Origin of the sequence: Falsigemmobacter intermedius (genome assembly GCF_004054105.1) — a bacterium.
GTDB lineage: Bacteria > Pseudomonadota > Alphaproteobacteria > Rhodobacterales > Rhodobacteraceae > Wagnerdoeblera > Wagnerdoeblera intermedia.
This window is the reverse complement of record NZ_SBLC01000014.1, coordinates 55,101-68,175: the sequence shown is the minus strand read 5'-3', so window position 1 is coordinate 68,175 and position 13,075 is coordinate 55,101. Positions and strand designations below refer to the sequence as shown.

At 61.9% G+C, this 13,075-nt stretch carries 12 protein-coding genes and 2 tRNA genes; 9 read left to right on the top strand and 5 right to left on the bottom strand.

Annotated elements, in window-relative coordinates:
* The first annotated feature begins 1 nt into the window (after position 1).
* The 4 genes from EP867_RS11420 to EP867_RS11405 all read left to right on the top strand — a co-directional run bounded on the left by EP867_RS11420 (position 2) and on the right by EP867_RS11405 (position 4,391).
* The gene (locus EP867_RS11420) at positions 2 to 232 is read left to right on the top strand and encodes a hypothetical protein (protein WP_128489285.1); all 231 of its coding nucleotides are present in this window, start codon (positions 2 to 4) and stop codon (positions 230 to 232) included.
* Between the two features lie 19 nt (positions 233 to 251).
* The gene (locus EP867_RS11415; RefSeq protein WP_164888839.1) at positions 252 to 938 is read left to right on the top strand and encodes a type II secretion system F family protein; all 687 of its coding nucleotides are present in this window, start codon (positions 252 to 254) and stop codon (positions 936 to 938) included.
* Between the two features lie 3 nt (positions 939 to 941).
* The gene (locus tag EP867_RS11410; protein ID WP_128489281.1) at positions 942 to 1,820 is read left to right on the top strand and encodes a type II secretion system F family protein; all 879 of its coding nucleotides are present in this window, start codon (positions 942 to 944) and stop codon (positions 1,818 to 1,820) included.
* Between the two features lie 69 nt (positions 1,821 to 1,889).
* Positions 1,890 to 4,391 carry a sensor histidine kinase gene (locus EP867_RS11405; RefSeq protein WP_164888838.1) on the top strand — a complete coding sequence of 834 codons (2,502 nt, stop codon included), beginning with the start codon at positions 1,890 to 1,892 and terminating at the stop codon, positions 4,389 to 4,391.
* Here EP867_RS11405 and EP867_RS11400 read toward each other — a convergent pair.
* The 3 genes from EP867_RS11400 to EP867_RS11390 form a co-directional block, all read right to left on the bottom strand.
* A complete protein-coding gene (locus EP867_RS11400; RefSeq protein ID WP_128489277.1) occupies positions 4,375 to 4,764 on the bottom strand; it encodes a DUF1850 domain-containing protein in 390 nt (129 codons plus the stop codon). The genes EP867_RS11405 and EP867_RS11400 overlap by 17 nt on opposite strands.
* Complete coding sequence (locus EP867_RS11395) at positions 4,761 to 6,875, bottom strand: TRAP transporter permease (RefSeq protein ID WP_128489275.1); 2,115 nt, start codon at positions 6,873 to 6,875, stop codon at positions 4,761 to 4,763. Before EP867_RS11395 ends, EP867_RS11400 begins: the two co-directional genes overlap by 4 nt.
* Positions 6,876 to 6,956: 81 nt before the next feature.
* Positions 6,957 to 7,913 (bottom strand): TAXI family TRAP transporter solute-binding subunit, encoded by a 957-nt coding sequence (locus EP867_RS11390; protein ID WP_128489273.1) that lies wholly within the window; start codon positions 7,911 to 7,913, stop codon positions 6,957 to 6,959.
* A gap of 278 nt (positions 7,914 to 8,191) precedes the next feature.
* On the opposite strand from EP867_RS11390, the gene EP867_RS11385 reads away from it, so the two are divergent.
* The 5 genes from EP867_RS11385 (at position 8,192) to EP867_RS11365 (ending at position 10,578) form a co-directional block, all read left to right on the top strand.
* A complete protein-coding gene (locus EP867_RS11385; protein ID WP_128489271.1) occupies positions 8,192 to 8,629 on the top strand; it encodes a hypothetical protein in 438 nt (145 codons plus the stop codon).
* 193 nt (positions 8,630 to 8,822) lie between these two features.
* Positions 8,823 to 9,392 carry a sugar transferase gene (locus tag EP867_RS11380; RefSeq protein WP_128489269.1) on the top strand — a complete coding sequence of 190 codons (570 nt, stop codon included), beginning with the start codon at positions 8,823 to 8,825 and terminating at the stop codon, positions 9,390 to 9,392.
* Between the two features lie 134 nt (positions 9,393 to 9,526).
* Positions 9,527 to 9,602, top strand: a tRNA-Phe gene (locus EP867_RS11375).
* A 173-nt stretch (positions 9,603 to 9,775) separates the two neighbouring features.
* A tRNA-Phe gene (locus EP867_RS11370) sits at positions 9,776 to 9,851 on the top strand.
* A gap of 124 nt (positions 9,852 to 9,975) precedes the next feature.
* Complete coding sequence (locus tag EP867_RS11365) at positions 9,976 to 10,578, top strand: COG3650 family protein (RefSeq protein ID WP_128489267.1); 603 nt, start codon at positions 9,976 to 9,978, stop codon at positions 10,576 to 10,578.
* A 3-nt stretch (positions 10,579 to 10,581) separates the two neighbouring features.
* Here the strand turns inward: EP867_RS11365 and EP867_RS11360 are convergent, their stop codons facing one another.
* Together EP867_RS11360 and rpoD are read right to left on the bottom strand one after the other, a co-directional pair.
* Entirely contained in the window at positions 10,582 to 10,893 is a 312-nt protein-coding gene (locus EP867_RS11360) for a c-type cytochrome (protein ID WP_128489265.1), read from the bottom strand.
* A gap of 95 nt (positions 10,894 to 10,988) precedes the next feature.
* The gene (rpoD, locus tag EP867_RS11355; protein ID WP_128489263.1) at positions 10,989 to 12,989 is read right to left on the bottom strand and encodes an RNA polymerase sigma factor RpoD; all 2,001 of its coding nucleotides are present in this window, start codon (positions 12,987 to 12,989) and stop codon (positions 10,989 to 10,991) included.
* Between the last annotated feature and the right edge of the window lie 86 nt (positions 12,990 to 13,075).

The window sequence follows — 13,075 nt, the reverse complement described above, 5'->3', positions numbered from 1 at the left end:
GATGAGCTTTCCTTTGCTTCTCACCCTCGCCCTGATGTCGGGCATTCTGTTGATCAGCGCAAGTCTGGCGCTTCCGCTGCTTGGTCGGCGACAGGTCATGCGCCGGCAAATCCTGCTGCGTCTTGCGGCAGCGGGGGATATGGAGGCAGAGGCCGCGCGCGGACCGGCGCTGCGCCTGGATGAGGGGGGGGGGGCGCAGGAAATTTTCCATCTTCGGGGACACTTCGGCTGAGGGTCTGCGCGAGCGGCCGATGATTGCATGGTTCCTCTCCGCGCTTTGTGCGGTGGCGCTGAGCGCCATGGTGGTGCTCATCACGGGATCATGGGGAGGAATGCTGGCGGGGCTGCTGGCGCCGCCGGCGGTCTGGCTGATGTGGCGAAACTACCGGGAAGCACGATATCGCGCGGCTGTGGACGATTCGGTTCCCGAGGCCATGCAGATGATCGTGCGGGCATTGCGCATTGGCCAGCCGGTCGGTTTTGCGATCCATGGTGCCGGGCGCGATCTTACCGGCCCCCTGGCCGCTGAGTTTACCCTGACGGCCGACCGCATCAGCTATGGTCAAAGTGTGGCCAGTGCGCTTCGCGACCTTGCAGAACGGTGTGACAATCAGAATTTGCGGTTTCTGGCAGCGGCCGTCTCCATTCAATCCGCCACGGGGGGAAATCTGGCGGATGTCCTTGACCGGCTTGCAGATATCGCGCGGGGCCGTCAGCAGATGCGCCGCAAAATCTCTGCCATCATTGCAGAGGCGCGCTGGTCCGGACGTTTTCTCTCAGCCTTTCCGATGATGGCCACCGGCCTCGTGCTGATGATCAATCCTGCGCATTTTGAAGACATTCAGGACCTCGATTTCTTCAAACCCCTGCTGGCGATCGTCGGCATTCTGCTGGTGCTGAACCTGATTTACATGCGCTGGCTGGTCCGGGTGGAGTAGGTGATGAGCACCCTGATCCCGCAATCCGCCTCATTCTGGCTCATGATCCTCTTCTTAGGGGGCGCAGCTGCTGTCGCCACAGCTGCAGCTTTAACTTTGCGCAAAGCCCCTGAAGAGGGGGGGGATGCCGACCCCGAGGAGGGGGAACTGCGTAATGGCAACAGATCGGCTGCCGGGCGGGATCAGAGAGCTGAAGCGCGTATCCTCGCGCAGGCCGGTTTCGATCATCCGCTGGCTGTGACCACTTTCTATGCAGTCAAACTGGCTGCCGCAGCGGTTTTTGCGGTGACGGGCTTCTGGTTCAGTGTCATGAGCGGGCTGCCTCCCAGCCAGCCTTTTCTTTTCAACACCCTTGCAGCAGGGGTCGCAGGCGGGCTTGGGTTCTGGCTTCCGAGCTTTGTCGTGGATAAGCGCCGGGCGGCCTGGAGGCGCAGGATCGAAATTGCCATCCCGGATGCGCTGGATTTCATGCTCGTTTGCGTCGAGGCGGGGCAGTCACTGGATCTTGCCGCCCAGCGCGTCGCCCTCGAGCTTGAGGCGGTTCACCCGGATCTGGCCCTTCGCTTTCAGGTTCTGACCAAATCGCTCGCTGCGGGGGCTGAACGTCAGGATGCCTTTAACCATCTCGCGCAATCGACGGAAAACGATGACCTGCGCCAGTTCGCAACCCTTGTGGTGCAATCGGCCACTATGGGGACCCCGGTTGCGCATAGCCTACGGGTTTTCGCGGCAGATCTGCGTGACCGAAGGGTCAGGAAAGTCGAGGAAAAAGCCGCAGTCCTTCCAACCAAGATGAGCCTGGGAACCATGATGTTCACGGTGCCGCCGCTGCTGATCCTGCTGCTTGCCCCCTCGGTCTACCGGATCACCCAACTGATGTAACGCCCCCCGCAGAAAGAAAGCGCTATGCAAAAGCAGCTGAAGACCGCGGCCCCCGGAGGGGCACATGGATTGGCCCTGTGGCTTCTGACTCTGGCAGCTCTGCCGCTTCTCGGGCTGGTGCTGGCCGGGCGGCTGACGGATCTGCCGGCACGGCCTGAACTGCTGGTCATTGTGACCTCGGCCTGTGCGCATGGGGTGCTGCTCGCCCTTCTCCGCTCGCGCCGCGAGGGTGACGGGCCGCGCCTGATAGCCGGTTCCGCTCTGGGCCTGCTGTTTTTGCTTGGGACGGGGAGCTTTCTCAGGATCGGCGGGGTGCCGGAACTGCCGGTGATCCCCACCGTGGTTGCATGGTTTGCCGGCGCAGTCTTGATGCTTTTCCTTCAGGCCATGGCCCGTGGGATGCCGGAAATCGGCGATCAGGGTGGCAGTATGAACGTGAAGGTGATCGGTGCGGTCATGGGGATAGTCATTCTGACGGCAGGCTTCTGGGTCGTTGGCGGCATGGCGGATCTGATGGAGCGGCGTTTGCCCGGGCTTGGCCTTCTCGGTCTTTGTGCGGGGCTGTCTTTATTTCCGCTGGCGGCCGCAGGACCGGCGCGGCGCGCTTTGGGGCGCATCCACCGGGAAGGGATGGGGCGTGGCGCGCAGGCCCTGATAATCCCCATCGGGCTGCCTGTTCTGCTGCTCTCTGTGCAGGCATTGCCCGATATTTCCTTTCTGTCCCCGGGCAGCCTCGCCGTGCTTGCCCTTCTGGGGGCTGCGGTTTTGCTTCTGTTGCTGGGAAACTCCCCGGTTCCGGATATGGCCGCGGCGCTCATCCTGCCGGCGGCGGCCCCTCTTGCGGTTGCCTGCCTGATCCCGGCCCAGATGCCGGTCCGCGCCATGGCGGTCGTGCTGCTGATGGCGAATCTGGCAGCTCTTTTTATGCGCGAGCGGGTGAAGCCGGAGGGTGAGCCGCGTGCGATCGGACTGCCGCAGCCAAAGATTCTGGTGGCTTTGCAGGAGCGGCTTAACATTCTGGTCCTGCGGGTCAATTTCGACACCGGTTCGGTGCATTTCCCCTATGGCGGCGGAGAGCCTTTCGGCGGCGGCTACAGCCTGCCTCTGACGGATTTTCTGCGCCTGACGGAGATGAAGGTGGCGCTGGAGCTGATGCAGAAGCTACAGCGTGGCGAACAGCCTTCGGATTTTCCGATGCGGTTCCGGCTGCGCGCGCCGGGCACCCCCGGAGAGGCGCGGCAGGAGTGGACGCGGCAGCTTTTTTCGGTGCGGGTGCTGGAAAACCGCTACCCTCAGTGCTGGATGGTTCTGGAGCGGCAAAGTCAGGAAGCTGATGTTCAGCGTGAGCGTGCTGAGCAGTCGGAATTGCTGCTTTATTCAGCGCTGTCGCGTAAAGAGCGTCTTCGGATCGCCGTAGCGCGTGATCTGCGTGCGCCGGTCAGCGTCCTGCAGGAAGAGGTTGAGCATCTCGACGCCGGCCGTCCCTGGGCCGACTCTGCGCGGGCGATTGCTCTGTCGCTGCGCCTTCTTTCCGACAGTCTGGACCAGTTGCGAAGCGGCGCGGGCACCAGTCGCGGGCTGACGGGAACCGGACCCTACGACATAGGCGAGATGCTTGGCTGGCTGTCTGAAACCTTTGCCTCACAGGCGAAATATGCCGGTGTGGCGCTCCATTTTGTGCCGGCGCGGCAGGGCGATCTGCGGCTGCACGGCGATCACGGCAGGGTCTTTCTGGCGCTCTGCCGTCTGATCGACAATGCGATCGCCCATGCCCGCGCCACAGAGATATCCGTCAGCGGCTTTCTGACCCGCGGTCAGGGGCAGGAGGCGACGGTGACCTGGCTTGTGCGCGACAATGGTGTGGGCATTGATCAGCTGCGTCAGGCCAGCCTCTTTGAACCCTTCGGACTGATCTCGGGGGGCATAGACGGGCAGGCGCGGCTGGGCCTTTTTGCCGTGCGCAGATCGCTTCGCCAGCTTGGGGGCGATGTGGTTCTGGAGGAGCCCTCTCCGGACCGGGACGGCAGCTGCTTCATAGTCACTCATCCCGCGAGAGTGCTTCACATCAGCGAGCGGGAGGAGGAGCCTGCGGGAACCCCACCGCTTATGCCTATGCGCCGCGCCCTTTTGCTTGAGGATGATCCGGTGGCCGCTGAAGTGCTTTCGGCCCGGCTTGGAGCGCTTTTCGGGCGGGTGGACGTGCTGGAAGATCGCGATGCCCTGGTGACGCGGCTGCGTACGGAGCGACCGGATGTTCTGTTCATCGGGCGGGGGACCGGCAGCATTGGGCAGGGCGATCTGATCCGGGCGCTGCGCCGTGAAGATCCTGCGCTTCCGGTCATCGGCGTCGTGTCGCCCGCGATGCCAGAGTTGCGCGATGCGATGGAGCAGGGCGGGGCAACGCGGGTTCTGACCAAGCCGGTGGGGCTGACACAATTGCGCGATCTGGTGATCGATCTTTTCGCAAGCGGAGCGGTCGAGCCGGAGGTGCTGCACCTTGCCGATGAACAGGAGGAAGCGGAGATGAAAAGCTTCCTCGATGATTTTCAGCGCGTTATTGGTCAGGGCTGAGGGGGCAGGGCAGCGGATCCGCGGTCGCGCTTAAGCGGATGGCCCCTCCCGCGGATCCGCCGATCTCAAGGCAGTGTCCATCGGCGCAAATCTGCCAGCCGCTGCCTGTGGCGCCGGAGGCCGCAAGGAAGAGCTCGGGCAGGGGGGGCAGTTGCGGGTGCCAGACCCAGGTGCTGCCCTCGCGTTTTGCACCCTCCGGCGCCTCCATCCCGGCGCCCGGGCCTTCGACCCGGGCAAGCTCGAGGTGCAAAGCGCCCTCTTTCGCAGCCCATGTTTCGGTCCAGAGGGTTCGGGCCGTTGAATGCTGCCAGGAAAGGGTGAAGCTCTCAGCCGCGAGAGAGATGACCCCCGCGGCTGTCAGGATACAGATCACCCTGCGACCAGCCCGGCCTGGCCACGATTGCGCAGCAGATGCTGTGCCAGGAACAGGGCCACCAGCGCAAGGCCTGCCACATCATAGCTAAGCTCCGGAAGCACAAGGAAAATGCCAAGGCCAAGGGCTAATGCGCGCTCCCACCAGGGGGCGACGGCTTTCAGATAACCGACCACGGCCACACCCCACAGACCCACGGCCAGGACGGTCTGCAGGGTGATCCAGATGACCTCTGCCGGAAAGCCCAGTGTTTCGGCAATGACCGATCCGGGGTGGGGCGGCTGCAGCATCAGCGCCGGGGAATAGACCGCAACAAAGGGCACCACGAAACCGGCAATGGCGAGCTTGGTGGCATCAATCGAGATCCGCAGCCCTGAAACCTTTGCCATTGGCGCCGCTGCAAAGCAGGCCAGTGCCACCGGGGGGGTCAGATCCGCCAGAATGCCGAAATAGAAGACGAACATATGGCTGACGAGCAGGGGAACGCCCAGTTGCTCCAGCGCGGGACCGGCCAGCGAGGAGGTGATGATGTAATTCGGGATTGTGGGGATCCCCATCCCAAGGACGAGGCAGGTAATCATCACCAGGATTAGTGACAAAAACAGGCTTTCTTCCCCGATGCGCAGAACGGCACCGATGAAGGTTGAGGCGATCCCGGTCAGGGTCAGCGTGCCGATGACAACGCCGACGATGGCACAGGCCGCCGCCACCGGAAGCGCATTGCGCGCGCCCAGAGCCAGCGAGTCGCGCACGATCACCAGGGCCTCACGGGCGCCCCTGATCACGAAACACAGCACCAGCATGCCACCGATCACGAGGGCCAGCAGATTGACGCCGAATTTCAGAAAGGCCGCTGAGGCGAGGCCGAGCGCGATCCAGAAGGCAAAGCGGAACGCCCGTGGCCCGATCTGCGCTGCGACCGCCGTGCCAAGGATCAGCACCACCACCAGGGCCAGCCCCATGGATCCGGCGAAAATCGGCGTATAATTGGCGAACAGCAGATAAATCAGCGCGCCCAGTGGGATCAGCAGCATCCACTGCTTTCTCAGCGCCTCAAGCGGGCTGGGCAGTTGCTCCTTCGGCAGGCCCAGCAGGTTCAGCTTGCCCGATTCCAGATACACCACCCAAAAGCAGACACCGAAATAGAGAAACGCCGGGATCAGCGCCGCACGCACCACATCGCCGTAGGGAATGTTCAGCGTTTCAGCCATGATGAAGGCCACAGCCCCCATGATCGGCGGCATGATCTGCCCCCCCATCGAAGAGGTCGCCTCAACCCCGCCGGCAAAGGCCGCGCGGAAGCCGGATTTTTTCATCAGCGGAATGGTAAACTGCCCCGAGGCGACCACATTGGCGACCCCTGAGCCCGAGACCGTTCCCATCAGGGCCGAGGACAGGGTGCAGACCTGGGCGGCACCGCCGCGCCAGTGGCCGACCAGTCCGAGGGCCACATCGTTAAACAGCTCCAGCATGCCCGCGCGCTCAAGGAAGGCCGCAAAAACGACGAAGATGAAGATATAGGCCGAGGAGACATAGATCGGAGAGCCATAGATCCCTTCTGTGCCATAAGCGAAATGCTCAATCAGCATTTCCCAGTCATAGCCGCGGTGCTGCAAAATCCCGCTGAGATGCTCGCCAAAGGCGGAATAGGCCAGAAAACAGCCCGATATAATGACCAGCGGCCAGCCCATCAGGCGACGCCCCAGCCAGAACACCAGCCCGACCATGATCGCGCCCATGACCAGATCGGTCGTGGTGAGATAATTCGAGCGCAGCAGAAGTTCTTTGTAGAAGACCCAGTTATAAAGCCCCGTGCTGAAGCCCAGAACACCAAGTCCCCAGAACAACGCCCTGGTGTGACGTGTCTTGGCCACAAGATTGGCGATCAGCGCAAAGCCCAGCAGCAGCACGAAGCCGACATGCATGGCCCGGACGATCTGGCTTGCCAGCAGGCCATAGGCGGCGACCCAGATCTGAAACAGGGAAAAGCAAAAGGCGATGCCATAGGCAATCTGGCCGGTCAGGCCGCTGCCGAAGCCCGGGGGAAGGCCCTCGATGGCTTCTTCGGCAGTGGGCTGGCTGTCGGAAAGGGGGATCTGGCTCACCGTCATTCTCTTTCGGAATAGAAGGGCAGAAGGCAGCGGCGGGCCCTGTGAGGGGGCTCGCCGCTGCGGCAGACCGCAGGTTGCGGCTTACTTCAGAACACCGATTTCGCGGTAATATTTCTCAGCACCCGGATGCAGCGGGATCGGCAGGGAATTGACCGCTTTGGTGGCATCGATTGCGGCTGCCGCCGAATGGGCTGACTTCAGCGCTTCGACGTTCTCAAACATCAGCTTCGTCATCTGATAGACGGTCTCCTCTGAGACCTTCTCGCTGGTTACCAGGATATTGGTGATCGCCGCCGTCGGGACATCAGCGTCCTGGCCTTTATAGGTCCCGGCCGGAATAACATCGGCCACATAGGGGGCACCGATCGAGTTGACGATTTCGGCGGGCACGGCGACGACGGTGATCTCATGGGTGGTTGCGAGGTCTTTGATGAAGGCCGCCCCCAGACCTGCCGAGGAAAGGGTCGATTGAATCTGGCGGTTCTTGATCAATTCTGCCGATTCCCCGAACGGCAGATATTCGACCTTCGACATATCCTCATAGCTCATCCCGGCGGCTTTGAAGATCGCCCGGGCGTTCAGCTCGGTCCCGGACGCCGGTGCACCGACCGAGATCGATTTGCCTTTCAGATCCGTGATCGTCGTCACCCCCGCAGCGGCTTCGGCCACGACCTGAACGTAGTTGTTATAAATACCGCCGATGGCGCGCAGATTGGTCAGCGGGGCTTTGAACCCGGCTTCGGTATCTCCCGCCCAGGCCGATTGCACCGAATCCCCCAGGGCGAAAGCCACCTCTCCCTTGCCGCTTGCCAGCAGGTTCAGGTTCTCAACCGAGGCTTTCGTCGCCTGGACCTGGGTGCGCGAGCCTTCAATCCCCTTGGCGTAGATCTCAGACAGCGCCACGCCCAGCGGGTAATAGACCCCCGAGGTGCCGCCGGTGAGGATATTAATGAACTCGGCGCGTGCGGCGGTGGTGGCAGTGGCAAGTGCGGCAACGGACACAAGACTGCCGGCGAGGATGGTTCTGATCTTCGACATCGTTGTTCTCCTCCCTGAGTAACATGGGATGAGCCTGGAGACAGGAAGCGCGTCTGTTAAGACGTTTTTTGCCTCTCGCAGCGCTATTCTCGTCCTGCAGACGGGATTGCTGCGGGTGACGCAGGCGAACAGGCGCGCCCCTTGCCCGGATTTGCAGCGAAGGGAGCCGGCTCGCGCCTCAGGCGTTGTGATCTGCGAAGGCCCTTGCGGGCGTCGCGGGGTGCAGACTGGCCCTGTGTTCGGTCATTGTCAGTAAATTACCAGTAAGGAGACAGGCTTTGCGTATTCTTCCAGCCCTTATCACCTCCGCCGTTCTGGCGCTGCCTGCCGCAGGCTTTGCTGACCAGAAAGCCGCCTCGGCGGGGGAACAGTTCTCGGTCGCCGTCTGCGCGCAGCGCCTGGGCTATGTTCCTGCTGAGACGGATGTTGTGGTCGTTACCCCCTCGGGTGCAGGCGATGTCGGCCTTGGCCGGTTCGACGCCGCTGCCGGTGGCACCGGTGGCCAGGATCTTGAGGTAATCGCGGTCGATCTTTCCAGCTGTGCGCTTGTGGAGGTGCCGGTCTGGGTGCAGGACCAGTTGGGAAAGCAGCTGCAGGCGGGTGAGGGCCCGGTGACCCGCTTCAGCGCAGAGCTGTTCAAAGAGGGCGTCCAATACGTGCGCGCCAATCAGGCTTTGAACCGCGATATCGGCTTCCTGCTGCGCCGCGCGGGCTGATTTTGCTGTCGGCCGCGCCCTTGTCTTAGTGACGCTGGCGCGGCTAACACACTGGGAATAAAACGCTTAAATATTAACATCCGGTATTCCTCACCTGTGTCCCTGCGGCTTTCCCGGTAGGGATGATCCATACCGCCTGCAAGTTGCAGCGGTTCGGTGATCCTCCCCCTTTGGGGAAAACGGGGAAGGCGGAATGCAGCTATCGGCGTTGCTCTATCAGCGGGTTCTCCGCCGGGTCTTTGACCTTCTCCTTCTGGTGCCCGCGCTGCCGATCCTCCTTCCGCTGATCTTCCTTCTCGCTGTAATGATCCGCATCGACAGCCCTGGTCCGGCCTTTTTGCGCCTGACCCGTCGCGGGCGTGACGGGGTGCCTTTTCGGCAGTTCCGCTTTCGCTGCGTCTGGATGGATGCGCCCATGCGGGCCTTCAGAGCGACAGCGGTAACCCCTGACGATCCGCGACTGACGCGGATCGGTGCATTTGCATTGCGCACGCGTCTGAATACCCTGCCGATGATCTTTAACGTCCTGGCCGGATCAATGTCTCTGGTCGGTCCCCGCGCGCTTCCGCCGCGGGTTGACGGCATCGAGCCTGAGGTGTTGCGCCTGGTCTCGCAGCTTCGGCCCGGTATTTTCACGCCCGATGGTGCAGACCAGGGCGGGGTGGACGAGCGTGCCCGGAATTCGGCGGGCCTCGTCTGGCTGCGCCGGGCCGGTCCTCTGCGGGATCTGCGGATCGTTCTGCGCGGCGTCACCGGGATCTGAAAGGCTAAGTCCCGGAATTTGCGGCCTAATCGGGATTTTTTCTTTTTGCGGCGTTTTTTCTGCCGCGACCTCTGGACAGCGCGGATGGGCTTCGGTATTACCCCGCTACAGACAGAGAAACACTGTCACAAAGTGCCCGGATAGCTCAGTTGGTAGAGCAGCGGATTGAAAATCCGCGTGTCGGCGGTTCGAATCCGTCTCCGGGCACCATTTCTTACCCATGCATTACAGATCGTAACGACACCCTGAAGGGACGCTTTTCCTTTCTGTCTCGTCGCGCAGATTTTTCAATCTGACCCGACACTTAGATGCATTCTGCGCTGGACAGCCCGCCGCCCTTTGGCTATGTAGAGCGCAGACAGTGGCTCAGGCTGCTGCAGAGTGCCCGGATAGCTCAGTTGGTAGAGCAGCGGATTGAAAATCCGCGTGTCGGCGGTTCGAATCCGTCTCCGGGCACCACTTCTTGCCCAAAATCTACGGTCTGATCGTCACGCAGATGTGTGTGGGGCAGGGCTATTGCCGGCGCTGTGTTTCTTGCGCTTTGCTCCGGCAGATTGTCTGATGCTTCCCGACGGAGGCTGCGATGAAATCCTTAGCTCTACTTCTGGCGCTGATGCCCGCGGCTGCGATCGCGGCAGACCCTGTTGTCCTGCCCGAGCTTTATGCGGTTTCAGGCGTTGAGGCGGGCGATATGCTGAACATCCGCGCTGAGCCTTCGGCACGTGCCCCCATCCTTGGAAAACTGGCCCCCGACGCGGTCAGTGTCGAGGTGACCGGTCACAGCGCAGACGGTGCCTGGGCGCAGATCAATGCCGGTGAGGGCAGCGGCTGGGTCGCCACCCGCTATCTGAGCTTCTCCGGCAGCAGTTGGGAAAACGGGCGCCTTCCCGAGGGTCTGAGCTGTTTCGGAACCGAGCCCTTCTGGGACCTGCGCGTTGCCGAAGGGGCACTGCAGTTGCAAAGCCCTGATCAGGGCAGGCAGAGGTTTGCGATTTCTTCGATCAGCGACCGGGGCTTTCGGGAGGACCGTCTGCGCGCGGTTGAGGCCGGTGATGCAACGGTGGTGATCTTCCCCCAGGACTGCTCGGATGGCATGTCAGAGCGCAGCTATGCGCTTCAGGTGGTGGTGTCGCTGCGGACGGGAGATCGGCCAATGCTCTCGGGCTGCTGCTCCATCGCACGCTGAGGCTCAGCGGACCTGAATGGAGTCGAGATAGAGCAACAACGGCTCTACCTGATCCGCCTCCAGCACGAACTCGGGCATCTCATGGCTGACGGCAATGCCCTCCGCCAAGGCCTCTGCCAGATAATCGATGGGATAGAGCCGGCCTACGAAGCGGAAGGGGATCGAGCGCGGATTGGGGCTGTGGTCGGTCGTGCCGACCGCATGGCAGCGCGCGCAATTGGCCTCCGCAAAGGCCTGACCCTTCGCGATCTGCGCTTCATTGGCAAGAAGCGGCGTGGCAAGGAATGGCAAAAGCAGAAGGGGCAGGGCGCGCATGGGGTGTCTCCGTTCCCGCTCTCTTTGCCACAGCCAGAGCAAAAGCAAAACGCCGGCTCTGAGGACAGAGCCGGCGTTGTTGCATTTTCAACATCTTACTGGTCGAGGAAGCTGCGCAGCTTACGCGAACGCGAGGGGTGCTTCAGCTTGCGCAGTGCCTTCGCTTCGATCTGACGGATCCGCTCACGCGTCACGCTGAACTGCTGGCCCACTTCCTCAAGGGTGTGGTCGGTGTTCATGCCGATGCCAAAGCGCATGCGCAGCACACGCTCTTCGCGCGGGGTCAGCGAGGCGAGCACACGGGTCGTGGTCTCTTTCAGGTTTTCCTGAATCGCCGAATCCAGCGGCAGAACCGCGTTCTTGTCCTCGATGAAGTCGCCGAGCTGGCTGTCTTCCTCGTCCCCGATCGGGGTTTCGAGCGAGATCGGCTCCTTGGCGATCTTCATCACCTTGCGAACCTTCTCCAGCGGCATCTGCAGCTTTTCGGCCAGTTCTTCCGGCGTCGGCTCGCGGCCGATCTCATGCAGCATCTGACGGCCGGTGCGGACCAGCTTGTTGATCGTCTCGATCATATGGACCGGGATACGGATGGTCCGTGCCTGATCCGCGATCGAGCGGGTGATCGCCTGACGGATCCACCAGGTCGCATAGGTCGAGAACTTATAGCCGCGGCGGTATTCGAACTTATCCACGGCCTTCATCAGGCCGATGTTGCCTTCCTGGATGAGGTCGAGGAACTGCAGACCGCGGTTGGTGTATTTCTTCGCGATCGAGATCACCAGACGAAGGTTGGCTTCCACCATTTCCTTCTTAGCCTGACGGGCTTCTTTCTCGCCCTTCTGGACCTGGTTCACGATGCGGCGGAATTCCGAGATATCGACGCCGATATACTGACCCACCTGGGCCATATCTGCGCGCAGCTCTTCCACCTGGGTGCGGAATTTCTCGATCAGCGTGGTCCAGCCGCGACCGCCCTTGGCGGACATACGGTCGATCCAGGTCGGGTCGAGTTCATAGCCCTGGTATTCCTGGATGAACTCCTGGCGGTTGATGCGGGCCTGGTCAGCCAGCTTCACCATGCCCGAGTTTATCGACATGATTCGGCGGTTGATGCCGTAGATCTGGTCGACCAGAGCTTCGATCCGGTTGTTGTGCAGGTGCAGTTCATTGACCAGCACAACGATTTCCGAGCGGAGCTTCTGATAGGCAGCCTCATCGGCAGCCGAATATTTGCTCTTCTCAGACATCGCAGCCGACATCCGCAGATCCTGCATCTCTGCCAGGGTCTCATAGTCGCGCGCAATGATCTCCAGGGTCTCAAGGACCTTGGGCTTCAGCGCGGCTTCCATGGCAGCAAGCGACATGTTCGACGCATCATCGTCGTCGTCGTCATCATCGCCGCGCGACAGCAGATTGCCGTCCGCATCATATTCCGGCTCAGAGGACGAGCGGCGCGGGGCTGCGGCAGCCGAGGTGGTGCCCGGCTCCATGCCTTCGATCTCGGCGCCTTCAAGACCTTCTTCGCCCTCGACCGAGCGCCCGAAGGTCGCTTCAAGGTCGATGACGTCGCGCAGAAGAATGTCTTCCGACAGAAGTTCGTCGCGCCAGATCGTAATCGCCTGGAAGGTCAGCGGGCTTTCGCAAAGCCCGGCGATCATGGTGTTGCGGCCGGCCTCGATGCGCTTGGCGATGGCGATCTCGCCCTCGCGCGACAGCAGTTCCACCGAGCCCATCTCACGCAGGTACATCCGCACCGGATCGTCGGTGCGATCCAGCGTTTCGGACTGTACACCGGCAATCGCGATCTCACGCGAGCCCGAGCCGGTTTCCATCAGCTCGCCGGCGGTCTCGGTCTCTTCGACCTCTTCTTCCTCGATGACGTTGATGCCCATTTCCGAGAGCATCGACATGACGTCTTCGATCTGTTCCGATGACACCTGTTCGGGCGGCAGAACCGAGTTCAGCTGCTCATAGGTGATAAAGCCCCGCTCACGCGCATCGGCGATCATCTTCCGGACAGCAGCCTGGCTCATGTCCAGGGTGATTTCGGCGTCCTGTTCGGCCGGCTTGACGTCGTCGGTGTCCTTCATCGCCATGGATGCTCCTTACGCGCGTATGGCCCGGTGAGTCGCGAATCACCCGGGCCCGATCTTTCACTCAATACCGCGAATCGCGGCGAGGG

Excerpts from the sequence above, each read along its gene's own strand:
- EP867_RS11420 (WP_128489285.1), top strand. The coding sequence starts at position 2 with ATGAGCTTTCCTTTGCTTCTCACCCTCGCCCTGATGTCGGGCATTCTG.
- EP867_RS11415 (WP_164888839.1), top strand. The coding sequence starts at position 252 with ATGATTGCATGGTTCCTCTCCGCGCTTTGTGCGGTGGCGCTGAGCGCC.
- EP867_RS11410 (WP_128489281.1), top strand. The coding sequence starts at position 942 with ATGAGCACCCTGATCCCGCAATCCGCCTCATTCTGGCTCATGATCCTC.
- EP867_RS11395 (WP_128489275.1), bottom strand. The coding sequence starts at position 6,875 with ATGACGGTGAGCCAGATCCCCCTTTCCGACAGCCAGCCCACTGCCGAA.
- EP867_RS11390 (WP_128489273.1), bottom strand. The coding sequence starts at position 7,913 with ATGTCGAAGATCAGAACCATCCTCGCCGGCAGTCTTGTGTCCGTTGCC.
- EP867_RS11380 (WP_128489269.1), top strand. The coding sequence starts at position 8,823 with ATGCAGCTATCGGCGTTGCTCTATCAGCGGGTTCTCCGCCGGGTCTTT.
- EP867_RS11365 (WP_128489267.1), top strand. The coding sequence starts at position 9,976 with ATGAAATCCTTAGCTCTACTTCTGGCGCTGATGCCCGCGGCTGCGATC.
- EP867_RS11360 (WP_128489265.1), bottom strand. The coding sequence starts at position 10,893 with ATGCGCGCCCTGCCCCTTCTGCTTTTGCCATTCCTTGCCACGCCGCTT.
- rpoD (WP_128489263.1), bottom strand. The coding sequence starts at position 12,989 with ATGGCGATGAAGGACACCGACGACGTCAAGCCGGCCGAACAGGACGCC.